The 14,824-nt window shown below is 61.5% G+C and carries 13 protein-coding genes; 6 read left to right on the top strand and 7 right to left on the bottom strand.

From position 1 onward, the window contains the following. Positions 1 to 122: 122 nt before the first annotated feature. Together zigA and ACKUG4_RS12385 are read left to right on the top strand one after the other, a co-directional pair. Positions 123 to 1,328: a zinc metallochaperone GTPase ZigA gene (zigA, locus tag ACKUG4_RS12390; RefSeq protein ID WP_085647119.1), complete on the top strand. Its 1,206-nt coding sequence runs from the start codon at positions 123 to 125 to the stop codon at positions 1,326 to 1,328. Continuing rightward, positions 1,328 to 1,978 (top strand): DUF1826 domain-containing protein, encoded by a 651-nt coding sequence (locus ACKUG4_RS12385; RefSeq protein ID WP_445434096.1) that lies wholly within the window; start codon positions 1,328 to 1,330, stop codon positions 1,976 to 1,978. Before zigA ends, ACKUG4_RS12385 begins: the two co-directional genes overlap by 1 nt. A 4-nt stretch (positions 1,979 to 1,982) precedes the next feature. Here the strand turns inward: ACKUG4_RS12385 and ACKUG4_RS12380 are convergent, their stop codons facing one another. Next, positions 1,983 to 2,339 carry an NADH:ubiquinone oxidoreductase gene (locus tag ACKUG4_RS12380; RefSeq protein ID WP_445434095.1) on the bottom strand — a complete coding sequence of 119 codons (357 nt, stop codon included), beginning with the start codon at positions 2,337 to 2,339 and terminating at the stop codon, positions 1,983 to 1,985. A 25-nt stretch (positions 2,340 to 2,364) separates the two neighbouring features. Here ACKUG4_RS12380 and ACKUG4_RS12375 point away from each other — a divergent pair, with 25 nt between their 5' ends. Further along, the gene (locus tag ACKUG4_RS12375) at positions 2,365 to 3,336 is read left to right on the top strand and encodes a CobW family GTP-binding protein (protein WP_445434094.1); all 972 of its coding nucleotides are present in this window, start codon (positions 2,365 to 2,367) and stop codon (positions 3,334 to 3,336) included. Position 3,337: 1 nt separating this feature from the next. Here ACKUG4_RS12375 and ACKUG4_RS12370 read toward each other — a convergent pair whose 3' ends face one another. After that, positions 3,338 to 3,751: a DUF3301 domain-containing protein gene (locus ACKUG4_RS12370; RefSeq protein ID WP_039765057.1), complete on the bottom strand. Its 414-nt coding sequence runs from the start codon at positions 3,749 to 3,751 to the stop codon at positions 3,338 to 3,340. Between the two features lie 117 nt (positions 3,752 to 3,868). Here ACKUG4_RS12370 and pdxY point away from each other — a divergent pair, with 117 nt between their 5' ends. After that, complete coding sequence (gene pdxY / locus ACKUG4_RS12365) at positions 3,869 to 4,741, top strand: pyridoxal kinase PdxY (RefSeq protein ID WP_445434093.1); 873 nt, start codon at positions 3,869 to 3,871, stop codon at positions 4,739 to 4,741. Between the two features lie 117 nt (positions 4,742 to 4,858). Here pdxY and ACKUG4_RS12360 read toward each other — a convergent pair whose 3' ends face one another. Further along, complete coding sequence (locus tag ACKUG4_RS12360; protein ID WP_003229693.1) at positions 4,859 to 5,341, bottom strand: acyl-CoA thioesterase; 483 nt, start codon at positions 5,339 to 5,341, stop codon at positions 4,859 to 4,861. A 282-nt stretch (positions 5,342 to 5,623) separates the two neighbouring features. Between ACKUG4_RS12360 and ACKUG4_RS12355 the strand changes: the two genes are divergently transcribed. After that, positions 5,624 to 7,387 (top strand): cation:proton antiporter, encoded by a 1,764-nt coding sequence (locus tag ACKUG4_RS12355; RefSeq protein ID WP_064379734.1) that lies wholly within the window; start codon positions 5,624 to 5,626, stop codon positions 7,385 to 7,387. 21 nt (positions 7,388 to 7,408) lie between these two features. Here the strand turns inward: ACKUG4_RS12355 and ACKUG4_RS12350 are convergent, their stop codons facing one another. The 4 genes from ACKUG4_RS12350 to uvrD all read right to left on the bottom strand — a co-directional run bounded on the left by ACKUG4_RS12350 (position 7,409) and on the right by uvrD (position 11,686). Continuing rightward, complete coding sequence (locus ACKUG4_RS12350) at positions 7,409 to 7,816, bottom strand: SMI1/KNR4 family protein (RefSeq protein ID WP_007954245.1); 408 nt, start codon at positions 7,814 to 7,816, stop codon at positions 7,409 to 7,411. A gap of 138 nt (positions 7,817 to 7,954) precedes the next feature. Next, on the bottom strand, positions 7,955 to 8,833 hold the full coding sequence (locus ACKUG4_RS12345) for a Tim44 domain-containing protein (RefSeq protein WP_445434092.1): 879 nt from the start codon (positions 8,831 to 8,833) through the stop codon (positions 7,955 to 7,957). Positions 8,834 to 9,008: 175 nt separating this feature from the next. After that, positions 9,009 to 9,449, bottom strand: a complete 441-nt coding sequence (locus ACKUG4_RS12340) for an EamA family transporter (protein ID WP_064379739.1) — start codon at positions 9,447 to 9,449, stop codon at positions 9,009 to 9,011. Between the two features lie 53 nt (positions 9,450 to 9,502). Beyond that, entirely contained in the window at positions 9,503 to 11,686 is a 2,184-nt protein-coding gene (uvrD, locus tag ACKUG4_RS12335; protein WP_007954248.1) for a DNA helicase II, read from the bottom strand. A gap of 259 nt (positions 11,687 to 11,945) precedes the next feature. On the opposite strand from uvrD, the gene ACKUG4_RS12330 reads away from it, so the two are divergent. Next, entirely contained in the window at positions 11,946 to 14,819 is a 2,874-nt protein-coding gene (locus ACKUG4_RS12330) for a putative bifunctional diguanylate cyclase/phosphodiesterase (RefSeq protein WP_445434091.1), read from the top strand. The last annotated feature ends 5 nt before the right edge of the window (positions 14,820 to 14,824 follow it).

Raw genomic sequence — 14,824 nt, 5'->3', positions numbered from 1 at the left:
GCAAGGCTTTCCGTGGCTTCCATTTCAAGCGTACGTTTCCTTGGTGACCCCATCGAAGCCCAAGAACGCTCGCCCGGAGAGCCTCCAGCGCTGTTTAGCGACCGTCTGATGAGGTTTATCCAATGTCTTCCCGACTTCCCGTGACCGTTTTGTCCGGCTTTCTCGGCGCCGGAAAAAGTACACTTTTGAATTACGTACTACGTAACAGAGATGATTTGCGCGTCGCCGTTATCGTCAACGATATGAGCGAGATCAACATCGATGGCAGCGAAGTCCAGCGTGATGTCAGCCTGAACCGTGCTGAAGAGAAGCTCGTCGAAATGAGCAATGGCTGTATCTGCTGTACGTTACGTGAGGACCTTCTGGAAGAGGTCAGTCAGTTGGCCCGCGAAGGCCGCTTCGACTATTTGCTGATCGAGTCCACCGGAATCTCCGAGCCGTTACCCGTGGCCGAGACATTCACCTTCCGTGATGAGCAGGGGCAAAGCCTCGCCGACATCGCACGCCTCGACACCATGGTCACTGTAGTCGACGGCATGAACTTCCTGCCGGACTACCAGGCCGCCGAAAATCTCGCCTCCCGTGGCGAATTCCTCGGTGAAGAAGATGAGCGCTCGATCACCGACCTGTTGATCGAACAGATCGAATTCGCCGACGTCCTGCTGATCAGCAAGATCGACCTGATCAGCAGTCGCGAGCGGGAAGAGCTGATGGCCATTCTCAGACGCCTCAACGCTCAGGCCGAGATCATTCCGATGGTCATGGGTGAGGTACCGCTGGAGAAAATTCTCAATACCGGTCGTTTCGACTTCGAAAAAGCCGCCCAGGCCCCGGGCTGGTTGCAGGAATTGCGTGGCGAACATGTGCCGGAAACCGAGGAGTACGGCATCGCATCCACGGCCTATCGGGCGCGTCGGCCCTTTCATCCGCAACGCTTCTTCGACTTCATTGATCGTCCTTGGGTTAACGGCAAACTGCTGCGCTCCAAAGGCTTCTTCTGGCTGGCCAGCAAACCCACCGACGCCGGTAGCTGGTCTCAGGCAGGTGGCCTGATGCGCCACGGTTTCGCCGGGCGCTGGTGGCGCTTCGTGCCAAAAGAACAGTGGCCGCAGGATCAGGAAAGTACCGCCGCGATCATGGAAAACTGGATCGCCAGCGTAGGCGACTGTCGTCAGGAGCTGGTGTTTATCGGGCAGAACATCGATTTCGCACAGCTGTCGTCGGAACTGGATGATTGCCTGCTGACCGATGATGAAATGGCGCTCGGTACCCAAGGCTGGCTACAACTGCGCGATCCGTTTGGCTCCTGGCACGAAGAGGTGGCCTGATGCTCGCCCTGAAACCGCTGCCAGGCAGTACACGTCATCAATCGTTCGGCCAGACCCCGCAGGCGCTGGCGGACATTCTTGACGATGAGACCAACCTCGCGGTCTGGCAACGCCAGCTTCCGCTGCACATTGCCGAGTTTGCGGACTTGTTGCTGTCTCTGAACGAACCCTACGCCGAGGCACTGTGCCTGGAATTGCCGGACGAAGACGCAGAACCGGATCTCACGGGACTGGCCGGCGGTTTTCGCGACCTGGAGGGCTATGAAGGGTTCATCACTGATCTGAAATGGCTGGTCAGTGCCTTCGCGTGCCTGCTGGGCGCGCGGCGAATCGGCTTGCGCTTGCGGGTATTGGACAAGGCCATGTGTCCGCGTTTTCACGTCGATCATGTGCCGGTGCGGTTGATCACCACGTACGCCGGTGTCGGCAGTGAATGGTTAAGGGAAGGGCAGATGGACCGTCGGCAACTGGGACAACCGCAAGCCGAGCCCCAGGAGACGTCACGGACTCAGCAATTGAATCGGGGCGAAGTGGCATTGCTCAAGGGCGAAAAATGGCACGGCAACGAAGGTTTCGGCCTGATCCATCGCTCGCCACAACCGACGCCGGGAGAGCGGCGACTGATGCTGACCCTCGACTGGCTCGGATAGCGCCTCAGGGCTTGAGCCACTTCCCCTGGCTCTGGCCCTCGCAATAGGGCTGCAAATACGCCGCATCGGTGGCTATGCCGTAATAGTGGATGTCCTGGCGATAAGGCATATTGGCGACTTGCGCGTTGCTGCACACGCCGAACGCGCCAGCGGGGCACTGGTCGACGTATTGAACCTCGACTTTTTGCCCGGCCAGAGTCGGCTGGCAGAAGCCGTCGTTGAACAGTTTTTCCGGGATGTTGCGGTTCTGCTGGCAGACTTTCACGTCGAGCCGCTCCGCCTGGCTGTGCACCACGCAGGCCTGTGCCAAAGCCTCGCTCGACACCAGCGTCAGCAGCAACGACCATCCCATCCACCGCATCTTTGACCTCCAGAAAACCTTGATCATGTTGCAGAACATTCCCACCCACGTCATCGCCGGCCCCTTGGGCGCGGGCAAGACCAGCCTGATCCGCCAGCTCATGGCCCAGCGACCGGCGGGTGAGCGCTGGGCGGTGCTGATCAACGAGTTCGGCCAGATCGGGCTCGACGCTGCGCTGCTGACCCGCGACGCCGATGGTATCGCACTGGGCGAAGTGGCCGGGGGCTGTTTGTGTTGTGTGAACGGTGCGCCGTTCCAGATCGGTCTGGGGCGATTGTTGCGCAAGGCACGGCCGGATCGCTTGTTCATCGAGCCCTCGGGGCTCGGACATCCGGCGCAGTTGCTGAAGCAACTGAACGAGGCGCCGTGGCAAGGCGTACTCGCCGTACAACCTTGCTTGCTGGTGCTGGACGCCCAGGCCCTTGCCGCGGGCAAACCGCTGCCGGACGCGCAGCAGGAAACTTTGTCCAGTGCGGGTCTGCTGCTATTGAACAAGGCAGAAAACCTCGACGAGCCCACACGTAAGCGAATCACCCGACAGTTGCCGCCTGTCAGACTGATCTGGACGCAACAGGCGATGTTGTCGCTCAGCGAGCTGCCGGGGCTGGCCGTACAGGCGCAGGCAGGTGTGGATAAGTTGGTCGTGCCTCAGGGGCTGGCACAAATCCCGGCCATCTGGAGCGATCCGGCGTTGCCGATCTGCCTGAGTCAGGCGCAGGAGGGTGGCTGGAGCATCGGTTGGCGCTGGCATCCGAGCCAGATGTTCGATGTGTCGGGGATAACCCAATGGCTGAAAAGCCTGAACTGGCGCCGGGCCAAACTGGTGATTCACAGCCCGGTCGGCTGGCAGTCAGCCAATGCGCTGGACAATGCCGAGCTCAGCTGGCTGCCCAGTGAATGGCGCAAGGATTGCCGGATCGAGCTGATTTTCGACGAGCCGCAAGCGGTCGGTGAATTACAGGCCGGGCTGGCCCGGTGTCGGCTTCAGGCGAGCTGATTCAAGGCTTCCACTTGGTGTGCTCCTGACGCCACTGGCTCAGCTCGATCACTTCACCACGCGGTTTTGTCACCTCCACCACGGGTGGTGTGTCATCGAACGGTGCCGGGTAGGGCGCCAGTTCAATCTGCGCGCTGTGCGCACCGAACTGGGTGATCGTGCCGTTATGTCGGGTTTCGCCGGTCACGGTAAATTCGAAATTGTAGACCCGGGCCAGACGTCGCCGACCGCTGGCGTCCTTGATCAGGCCGATCTTCTTCAGCGCCACGTTACCGTCGAGCAGCTCGACGCCGACATTCACGCAATGCTGTTTAACCCGCTCCAGCGCCCGCTCGCGCAAGCCGTGGTTGTGCCAGAGCCACGCACCGGCGGCGGCGAACAGCATCAGCACGAAAATGTTTTCCAGGGTGAGCATCAATACGAAACTCCAAATGATGGCGTCAGCTTAACTGCGTCGCCGGTCTGTCGTACAGGCTGCGTTTCGTCGCATACTGCGCGGCTTGAATTTCAATCGTTTTACGGAAAAACCCGAATGAAACGTACGCCTCATCTGCTCGCTATCCAGTCCCATGTGGTGTTCGGCCACGCCGGCAACAGCGCTGCGGTTTTTCCGATGCAGCGGGTCGGGGTGAATGTCTGGCCGCTCAATACGGTGCAGTTCTCCAACCACACCCAGTACGGCCAGTGGGCCGGTGAAGTGCTGGCACCGCACCGGATCCCCGAACTGGTCGAGGGCATCGCCGCGATCGGTGAGCTGGGCAATTGTGATGCGGTGCTGTCAGGTTATCTCGGCAGTGCGGCGCAGGGGCGGGCGATTCTCAGTGGCATCGAGCGGATCAAGGCGGCCAACCCGAAAGCCCTTTATCTGTGCGACCCGGTGATGGGGCATCCGGAAAAGGGCTGCAGCGTTCCTGCTGAAGTCAGTGACTTCCTGCTGGAGGAGGCCGCTGCCGTTGCGGATTTCATGTGCCCGAACCAGTTGGAGCTGGACAGCTTCTCCGGGCGCAAGCCGCAGTCGCTGTTCGATTGCCTGGCGATGGCACGGGCGCTTCTGGCGCCTGGGCCGAAAGCGGTGCTGGTCAAGCATCTGGATTATCCGGGCAAACCGGCGGATGGCTTTGAAATGTTGCTGGTGACGGCCGAGGGCAGCTGGCATTTGCGGCGTCCGCTGCTGGCGTTTCCGCGTCAGCCGGTGGGGGTGGGCGATCTGACGTCCGGTCTGTTCCTGGCGAGAGTGCTGCTCGGTGACAGCCTGGTGGCGGCTTTTGAATTCACCGCAGCAGCGGTGCATGAAGTGCTGCTGGAAACCCAGGCCTGCGCCAGTTACGAGCTGCAACTTGTGCGGGCGCAGGACCGGATTGCGCATCCGCGGGTGAAATTCGAAGCCACGCCGATCAGTCTGTAAGACCGAGTTGTCCCCATTCGCGAGCAAGCCCGCTCCCACAGGGGGAACGCATTCCAAATGTGGGAGCGGGCTTGCTCGCGAAAGCTATCTACAGAGCGCCCTAGATCGAAGGGTTGATCAGGCGTCGCCCTTGATTTCCTGATAGCGCTTTTCCAGCTCCTGACGGATCTGCCGGCGCTGCTGCGCCTGCATGTAGCGGCGCTTATCTTCGCTGTTCTGCGGTTGCAGCGGCGGTACGGCGGCGGGTTTGCGCTGATCGTCCACCGCGACCATGGTGAAGAAGCAGCTGTTGGTGTGGCGCACCGAGCGCTCGCGGATGTTCTCGGTCACCACTTTGATGCCGACTTCCATCGAGGTGTTGCCGGTGTAGTTCACCGACGCCAGGAAGGTCACCAGTTCGCCTACATGGATCGGCTCGCGGAAAATCACCTGATCCACCGACAGGGTCACCACGTAGCGGCCGGCATAACGGCTGGCGCAGGCGTAGGCCACTTCGTCGAGGTATTTGAGCAGGGTGCCGCCGTGGACATTGCCAGAGAAGTTGGCCATGTCGGGGGTCATCAGTACCGTCATCGACAGCTGGGCGTTTCCGGGTTCCATAACGTTCTCACGGGTCAAGGCAGGGTTGCTGGAAGAAACACCTCTGCGGGTGCCTGGTCGCTTTTCAAAAGCACCGTTATCGGGACGCCAGGCAACTGGCCGCCGTCACGCCCGAATCGATCTGTTTCCATATATTGCACCGCCTTTCAGCCGGAAGTCGCGGTGTTACCCTGCAAAAGCGCCTCCCCAAGGGCGATTCCTACACCCAAAGCGGATTTTTACTCAGCTCACCCAGACATTTCCGATGCCTGCGTGAGCCTCGTCATTCAAGGAGCCCACACCATGCATGCCATCAGCTTTATTCAGGATCTGGCGGTGATCATGTTGGTCGCAGGTGTGGTGACCGTGTTGTTCCACCGTTTCAAGCAGCCGGTGGTACTTGGCTATATCGTCGCCGGTTTCATCATCGGCCCTCACACGCCGCCGTTCGGCCTGATCCACGATGAAGAAACCATCAAGACCCTCGCCGAGCTGGGGGTGATTTTCCTGATGTTCTGCCTGGGCCTGGAGTTCAGCCTGCGCAAGCTGTTCAAGGTCGGCGCCACGGCATTCATCGCGGCATTCCTCGAAATTGTCCTGATGATATGGATCGGCTACGAAATCGGCCGCTGGTTTGACTGGAACACCATGGATTCGCTGTTCCTCGGCGCGATCCTGGCGATTTCCTCGACCACCATCATCGTCAAGGCGCTCAACGACCTGAAGATGAAAAACGAGCGCTTCGCGCAGCTGATTTTCGGCGTGCTGATCGTCGAGGACATTCTCGGCATTGGCATCATCGCCTTGTTGTCGAGCATCGCCGTCAGCGGCACGGTGAGTTCCGGCGAAGTGTTTTCCACTGTCGGCAAGCTCTCGCTGTTCATGATTGTCGCCCTGGTGGTCGGCATCCTGCTGGTGCCGCGTCTATTGGCTTACGTCGCCAAATTCGAAAGCAACGAGATGCTGCTGATTACGGTGCTGGGCCTGTGTTTCGGTTTCTGCCTGTTGGTGGTCAAGCTTGAGTACAGCATGGTGCTGGGGGCGTTCCTGATCGGCGCGATCATGGCCGAGTCGCGGCAACTGCTGAAAATCGAGCGCCTGATCGAGCCGGTTCGCGACCTCTTCAGCGCAATCTTTTTCGTCGCCATCGGCCTGATGCTCGACCCGATGATCCTGCTGCAGTATGCGTGGCCGATCGCGGTGATCACGGTCGCCGTGGTGCTGGGCAAGATGCTGTCGTGCGGGCTCGGTGCGTTTATCGCCGGCAATGACGGGCGAACCTCACTGCGGGTCGGGATGGGACTTTCACAGATTGGCGAATTCTCCTTCATCATCGCGGCGCTGGGGATGACCCTGCAGGTCACCAGCAACTTTCTCTATCCGGTGGCCGTGGCGGTTTCGGTGATTACCACGTTGCTGACGCCGTACCTGATTCGGGCTGCCGATCCGCTGTCGATCAAGCTGTCCGCCGCCATGCCGCAACGCCTCGGTCGAGTGTTCGGGATGTACGGCGAGTGGCTGCGCAGCATTCAGCCGCAAGGTGAGGGCGCGATGCTGGCTTCTATGATCCGGCGGATCCTGCTGCAGGTCGGGGTCAATCTGGCGCTGGTGATTGCGATCTTCTTTGCCGGCGCTTTCTTTGCCGGGCGCCTCTCGATCTGGATGCAGGACTGGATCAGCGATCCAAGCTGGCAGAAGGCGTTGATCTGGGGCGGGGCGTTGCTGGTGTCGTTGCCGTTCCTGATCGCGGCCTATCGCAAGCTCAAGGCGCTGTCGATGCTGCTGGCGGAGATGGGCGTGAAGCCGGAAATGGCCGGGCGTCACACGCAGCGAGTGCGCCGGGTGATCGCCGAAGTGATCCCGATCATCTCGCTGCTGGTGATTTTCCTGCTGCTGGCAGCCTTGTCGGCCAGTATCTTGCCGACCAACAAGCTGCTGGTGCTGATCGCCGTGGTCGCGGCCGCCGTGGCGGCGCTGCTCTGGCGCTGGTTCATCCGGGTGCACACGCGGATGCAGGTGGCCCTGCTGGAAACCCTCGACAACCACAAGGAGCCGTCGGGGCACTGACCACCCATGGGGAGGGGCGTTTCAGCTTTCCAGCCAGACGTCCCGCGCCCAGTGCCAGACCGATTCCCAGGACTCTTCGGTGATCAGTTCTTCTTCGCCCGACCACAGCACCACGGTGCCGTCTTCTTCGACGCAGTAGTAGTCGTCGCCGTCCTGGCAGATCGGGATCAGGTCGCGCGGCACGCCGGCATCCCAGGCGTTGGCGGCGACGTCCGGCAGGTAGGTGTGGGATTGCGGGTCGGTGACGGTCACCGGCTCCAGGCTGCCGTAAACCACGTCGCTGACGGTCAGCAGAAACTCTTTGAAGACGAACGGGATGTTGATGAAGAGTTCTTCTTCGATTTCCACCAACTGGTCTTCGTCAGGCAATTCCAAAGGAACCGGTACGGGTTCGTTGGCTTCGCGCAGTTGTTCGATGATTTCTTCCACGTCCGGGATCCTCTTGCTTGAATGGCGCGGTTTATATGGGGCGGTTTATACAGTAGCTCGCTATAGATGCAACCGCGAAATAGAAAACCCCGGCCGAGGCCGGGGTTTTCATTACTGCGGGTAAAACGTCGGAGGTGATCAGCCGTTCTGGCGGATACCGGCGACCAGCCAAGGCTGGTTGTCGCCCTGTGGACGTTCCATGTTCCAGCTTTCGCTGAACACTTCGCCCTGCTGGTCGAAACGCGAAGTCTTCGACACGCCGTTGAAGGTCAGGGTAGCGATGGTCTTGTCCGCACGGTCATCCACGCCATCCAGTTGTACCTGGAGGTTGTCGATGTAGGTGGACTGGAACGCGTCGCCCAGTTCCGCGCGCTCGCGCTTGAGGAACTCGAACATCTGCGGGGTCACGAACTCGGCGATCTTGTCCATTTCGTTGGCGTCCCAGTGCTGCTGCAGCGCCTGGAAGTGGCTGCGGGCAGCTTCGAGGAAACGCTGTTCGTTGAACCAGGCCGGTGCATTGATCACCGGACGGGCGGCAGCAGGCGCCGCCGAACCACCGAAGATCGAACCCATCGCCGCTGGTTTCTGTTCGAACACTTCACGCTGCATCGGCGCGCCGGCCGGAGCGAACTGCTCCTGCTGTTTGCGGCGACGGGCGGCAATGAATCGGAAGATCACGAACGCGATCACGGCCATGATCAGGATGTCGAAGATCTGCATGCCTTCGAAGCCGCCGCCCATGAACATGGAAGCGAGCAGGCCACCGGCCGCGATGCCGGCCAGAGGGCCGAGCCATTTGGAAGCGCCGCCGGCCTTGGCCGCAGCGCCCGCGGCACCGGCAGCACCAGCGGTCGCCGCAGCGCCGCCCATGCCTGGGGAAGAAGGAGCCATCTGGCTGGTCTGGTGCGTCGGCGCAGCGCCGGCGCTTTTGCCACCACCAAAGCGCTTGGCGTTGGCGTCGAGGCTCATCGTCAGGCCGATGCACAACGCCATGGCGATGCTAAGAAAACGTTTCATAAAGGGAATTCCCGTTTGTGGAGACACGCGCGCCATGTTGCACAGCTGAAGTGTTACTGGCTAGCGAGAGAGTGTTTCGGGCTTTTGCCTGACAGGTTACGTTCAGCTCGGTCGGGGCAATAAGGCCATGTACTTTTGTCTGTAGGAAAAGGAGATAGGTTCAGCAGGAAATGGATCAGCGCCGCAAGGCCAGCATCACCACACCGGCGGTGATCAGGCCGATGCCGCCCCACTGGCGCAGGTCGAGTTTCTCGCCCAGCAGGATCACCCCGAGCACCGCCACGAAGACCACGCTGAGCTTGTCCACCGGGGCGACCAGCGATGCCGGGCCGACTTTCAACGCCCGGAAGTAGCACAACCATGAAGCGCCGGTACCCAGGCCCGACAACAACAGGAACAGGTAGCTCTTGGCGGAGATCGATCCCAAGGACTGATATTGGCCCGTGGCGTACAAAATCAAGGCCAGACTGACCAATACGACGATTGTGCGCAGGAGGGTGGCGAAGTCGGAGTTGACGTTTTCGATGCCGATCTTGGCGAAGATGGCCGTCAGCGCGGCGAAAGTAGCCGAGAGCAGGGCCCAGAATGTCCAGGAGGAAAAGAAGCCCGAGCCCATGGATGTTGCCTCCAGTGTTCGTTCCCGCGCCGGGCGCGGGAACGAACGTTGACTTATATGGCTTCCAGCTTCGCGTACCCGAGCATCAGCCACTTGCTGCCTTCGGCGAAGTTCACCTGCACCCGGGCCTGGGCGCCGGCGCCTTCGAAGTTGAGGATCACGCCGTCGCCGAAGATCGAGTGACGGACAGCCTGGCCGAGGCTCAGGCCGGTTTCCGGAATCTCGCTGCCGCTGAACAGGTTGCTGCCGCCCATCGACTGGTTGCCGCCGAACGGCCGACTGACGCTGTTGGACAGACGCACTTCCTGAATCAGGCCTTTCGGTACTTCCCGTACGAAACGCGACACCTTGTTGTAGGTTTCACTGCCGTACAGGCGTCGGGTTTCAGCATAGGTCATCACCAGATTCTGCATTGCCCGGGTAATGCCGACGTAGGCTAGACGCCGCTCTTCCTCAAGGCGTCCCGGTTCTTCCAGGCTCATCTTGTGCGGGAACAGGCCTTCTTCCATGCCCACCAGGAACACGTAAGGGAATTCCAGGCCCTTGGCGCTGTGCAGGGTCATCAACTGAATGCTGTCTTCGTGCTCGTCGGCCTGGGTGTCGCCGGCCTCCAGCGACGCGTGGCCGAGGAATGCCGCCAGTGGCGTCAGCTCTTCGTCTTCTTCGGTGTTCTCGAAGTTGCGCGCGGCGCTGACCAGTTCCTCAAGGTTTTCTACCCGGGCCTGGCCTTTCTCGCCTTTTTCCGCTTCGTGGTAGGCGATCAGTCCGGATTGCTCGATGACGGTCTGGGTCATCAGGTGCAACGGCATCTCGGCGCACTTGGCGGCGAGGTTCTCGATCAGCTCGATAAACGCACCGAGTGCACCGGCGGCGCGACCGGTCAGGCCTTTATTGGCCACCAGCTGGCGCATGGCTTCCCACATCGACACATCGCTGTGGCGTGCATGGTCGCGGATCGCTTCGACGGTTTTTTCGCCGATGCCCCGCGCCGGGACGTTGATTACCCGCTCGAGCGCCGCATCGTTGCCGCGACCTTCCAGCAAACGCAGGTAGGCCATGGCGTTCTTGATTTCCGCCCGCTCGAAGAAGCGCTGGCCGCCATAGATGCGGTACGGAATGCGTTCACGCAGCAAGGCTTCTTCCAAAACGCGCGATTGGGCATTGGAGCGGTAGAGAATCGCGATATCGCTGCGAGCCAGGCCGGTTTTCAGCGCGCTTTCGATGGTCTCGACAACGTAGCGTGCTTCATCGTGTTCGTTGAACGCGGCGTAGAGGTTGATGGCTTCGCCGTCGCCGCCATCGGTCCACAGCTCTTTGCCCAGACGCCCGGTGTTGTTGGCGATCAGGGCGTTGGCGGCTTTCAGGATGCCGGCCGTGGAGCGGTAGTTCTGCTCCAGACGGATGGTCACCGAATCCGGGAAGTCGGAAGAGTACTGGTGGATGTTCTCGATTTTCGCGCCGCGCCAGCCGTAGATCGACTGATCGTCGTCGCCGACCACCATCAGGCTGTCGCCGCCCTTGCCCAGCAGACGCAACCAGGCGTACTGCACGGCGTTGGTGTCCTGGAATTCGTCCACCAGAATGTGTCGGAAACGCTTCTGGTAGTGCGCCAGCAGGCCCGGGTGGTCGCGCCACAGGTCGAGGGCGCGCAGCAGCAGTTCGGAGAAATCGATGACGCCGGCCCGCTGGCATGCCGCCTCGTAGGCTTCATAAATGCCGCGCATGGTCGCCAGGAACAGATCGCCGCTGGCTTGAATGTGTTGCGGACGCAGACCTTCGTCTTTCTGCCCGTTGATGAACCATTGGGCCTGACGGGCCGGCCAGCGTTGCTCGTCCAGCCCCAGCTCGCGGATCACCCGCTTGACCAAGCGTTGCTGGTCGTCGCTGTCGAGAATCTGGAAGGTCTGGCTCAGCCCGGCTTCCTGCCAGTGCGCCCGCAACAGGCGGTGCGCCAGGCCGTGGAAGGTGCCGACCCACATGCCGGCCGGGTTGATGCCCAACAACTGCTCGATGCGGTGACGCATCTCGGCAGCGGCCTTGTTGGTGAAGGTCACCGACAGAATCGAGTGGGGCGAGGCGTTCTCGACCTGGATCAACCAGGCGATACGGTGCACCAGCACTCGGGTTTTGCCGGAGCCGGCACCGGCCAGGACCAATTGACGACCAACGGGAGCCGCTACGGCCTGGCGTTGGGCATCGTTGAGGGAGTTCAGCAGAAGGGAGAGATCATCGCGCATCGGGGCATTCTAGGGTGCGCCGCAGGCCCGGGCAAACCGAGCTTTGCATTAGCCGATGAAAGTGCTGCCCGTGACGACCGGTCGGTCACCGGCTACAGGCGTTGGCCCGCCTGAGCTCAGGGCTTTGGTGGGGGCTGGGCGGCGGAAAAGTTTCGGTGAAATTATGATCTGGGGCAGTTTGGCAAGTGGTTCGGCTTGTGTATGCTCCGTCCACGTTTCCGGGCGCATGCTCACACTTATAAGAACAAGAACGTTGCCTATGACCCTCAGCTTCGACCTGTCGGGCCCCTCCGTGGAGCCTCGGGTGATCCGCAAGCTTTACGCCACCCAGATGGCGGTCGAGCGCACGCGCCTTCTTTATCAGGGTTCGCTGCTGCCCACCCTGTTCATGTTGATCAACGGTCTGGTCTGCGCCGCTCTGCTCTGGAGCCCGCAGCGTTACTTCGTGGTCAGCGTCTGGCTGGTGTGGCTGTTGTCGCTGGTGGCGTTGCGGGTGATTCAGGTCGCCGCGTTCGACTCGGCGACTCCCGATCGCCAGGCCCAGCCGATCTGGGGGCGCATGTTTCTGCTCGGCTCGACCATGACCGGCCTGACCCTGGCCGGCGCCGGCATCGCGCTGGTCCCGGCCGACAACTTCATGCAGCAGGCCTGGGTGTTCGGCCTGATCGGCGCCGCGACCCTGTCGGCCAGCGTGGCTTACGCCGTGAGTATTCCGGCCTTCCTTTCCTTTACCTTGCCGTGCCTGCTGCCGGCCATCGGCTACCTGTTCTGGGGCGGTGACGAACTGGCGCGCGGCTGGGGCTGGCTCGGGCTGATTCTGCTCGGCTCGCTGAGCGTGGTGGCGTGGCAGGTCAACCGGTTGATCGATCGCGGTTTGCTGCGTCGCTTCCAGAACCAGCACCTGATCGAGCACCTGCAACAAACGCAAACCCGCAGCGAACAGCTCAATCAGGAGCTGGCGAAGGAAATCGAGCAGCGGCGTTGCGCCGAGGGCAAGCTGCGCGAGGCGCAGGTCGAGCTGGAGGATCGGGTCGCCCAGCGCAGCCGAGAGCTGGACGTCGCCAACCAGGCGCTGAGCAAAAGCGAGGCGCGCCTGGCCCTGGCGTTGAAGGCCAGTGAGCTGGGGCTGTGGGACTGGAACCTGCAGACCGACGAGGTTCACCACACACAGATTCAGGAACTGTTCGGCCTCGACCCGCAATACGTCACCGGGCTGCTCAGGCATCTGCGGCCACGGCTGCACCCGGAAGACGTGCCGCCGCTCAAACGAGCGCTGATCGAGCACTTGAAGGGGCGCACCGAGGATTATCAGATCGAATACCGCGTGCGCCACGGCGACGGCCACTGGGTCTGGATCGAAGACCGTGGGCGAGCGGTGGAGCGCGACGAGAACGGGCGGGTCATCCGCATGGTCGGCACCCGCCGCGACATCAGCGTCAGCAAAAGCCTGGAAGCCCAGCAACAACTGGCGGCGACGGTGTTCGAGGCCGCCAGCGAAGGCATCGTGATCCTCGACCCGAATTATTCGCTGATCGCCATCAATCAGGCTTTCAGCCGGGTCACCGGGTATGACATCGACGACATGCTCGGGCGCAACGTCGTGGAACTGCCGTGCAGTCGCGATGCCCGCCGACACTACGTCGCGATCCGCCACGCGCTGGAGCAGCACGGCAGCTGGCAGGGCGAACTGGTGGAAACCCGCAAGAACGGCGAGCTGTATCCGCAGTGGCTGCAATTGAATGCCGTGCGCGACAGTCGGGGAAATGTCAGTCATATCGTCGGCTTCTTCGCCGATCTGTCGGCGCGCCGCGAATCCGAAGAGCGCATGCGCTACCTGACCCACTACGACGAGCTCACTGGCCTGGCCAATCGCTCGCTGTTCCGCGAACGCCTGCACGAAGCCCATCAGCGCGTGCGACAGGGCGGGCGTCGGAGTCTGGCGTTGCTGCACATCAATCTGGATCGCTTCAAGCTGCTCAACGACAGCCTTGGCCACGAGATTGCCGACCAGTTGCTGCAAAAGATGTCCCGGCGTCTGGTCAATGCTCTTCCGGAAGCCGACACCATCGCCCGGCTGTCCGGCGATGAGTTCGCGGTACTGTTCGACGCCTACGGCAACCTGTCGAGCCTGGCGCGGGTCGCCACGCGACTGTCGAGCAAGCTGCGCCTGCCGTTGACCGTGGAGGGGCATGAGCTGGTAGTCAGCGCCTCGATGGGCATCAGCATGCTGCCGGACAACGCCCGGGAGATTTCCGCGCTGGTCAGCCAGTCGAACATGGCCATGCAACATGCCAAGCACCTGGGCGGCAACAACTTCCAGTTCTACACCGATAGTCTGCAGGCCAGCACGCTGGAGCGCCTGCAACTGGAAAACCAGCTGCGCAAAGCCATCGAGGAAAAGCAGCTCAAGGTCTTCTATCAACCGAAGCTGTGCCTGGGGACCGGCCGTCTCAACGCGGCGGAAGCGCTGGTGCGCTGGGATCATCCGACCATGGGGCGGGTGCCGCCGGGGGACTTCATCGGTCTGGCGGAGGAGACGGGGCTGATCGGCCCTATCGGCGAATTCGTCCTGCGTCAGGCCTGCTGGCAGGCGTGTGAATGGCAGCGTCAGGGGCTGGCGCCGATTCGGGTTTCGGTGAACCTGTCGGTTCATCAACTGCGCCAGGGAAAACTGGTCAGTCTGGTGCGCCAGGTGCTGGAGGAAACCGGCCTGGCGCCGCACTACCTCGAACTGGAACTGACCGAAAGCCAGCTGCTCGACAGCGTCGAACACATCATCGCCACGTTCCAGCAGTTGCGGGATCTGGGGGTGAAACTGGCCATCGACGATTTTGGCACCGGCTATTCATCGCTGAGCTATCTGAAGCGGATTCCGGTGGATTACGTGAAGATCGATCAGGCCTTTATCCGCGGGTTGGGCGAGGGCAGCGAAGACGCGGCGATCACCCGGGCGATCATTGCGATGGCTCACGGGTTGTCACTGAAAGTTGTCGCCGAAGGCGTCGAGCGATCCGAGCAGCTGGCGTTTCTGAAGGCTGAAGGTTGCGACGAGGTGCAGGGCTATCTGATCAGCCGTCCGGTGGAGGCGGTCGGCCTTGCCGCGTTGTTGCGTGAACAGGAAAAACCGCTGTAAGGGCT

The organism is Candidatus Pseudomonas auctus, assembly GCF_048654275.1.
Lineage (GTDB): Bacteria > Pseudomonadota > Gammaproteobacteria > Pseudomonadales > Pseudomonadaceae > Aquipseudomonas > Aquipseudomonas pharyngis.
This window is presented reverse-complemented; position numbering and strand designations above follow the sequence as displayed.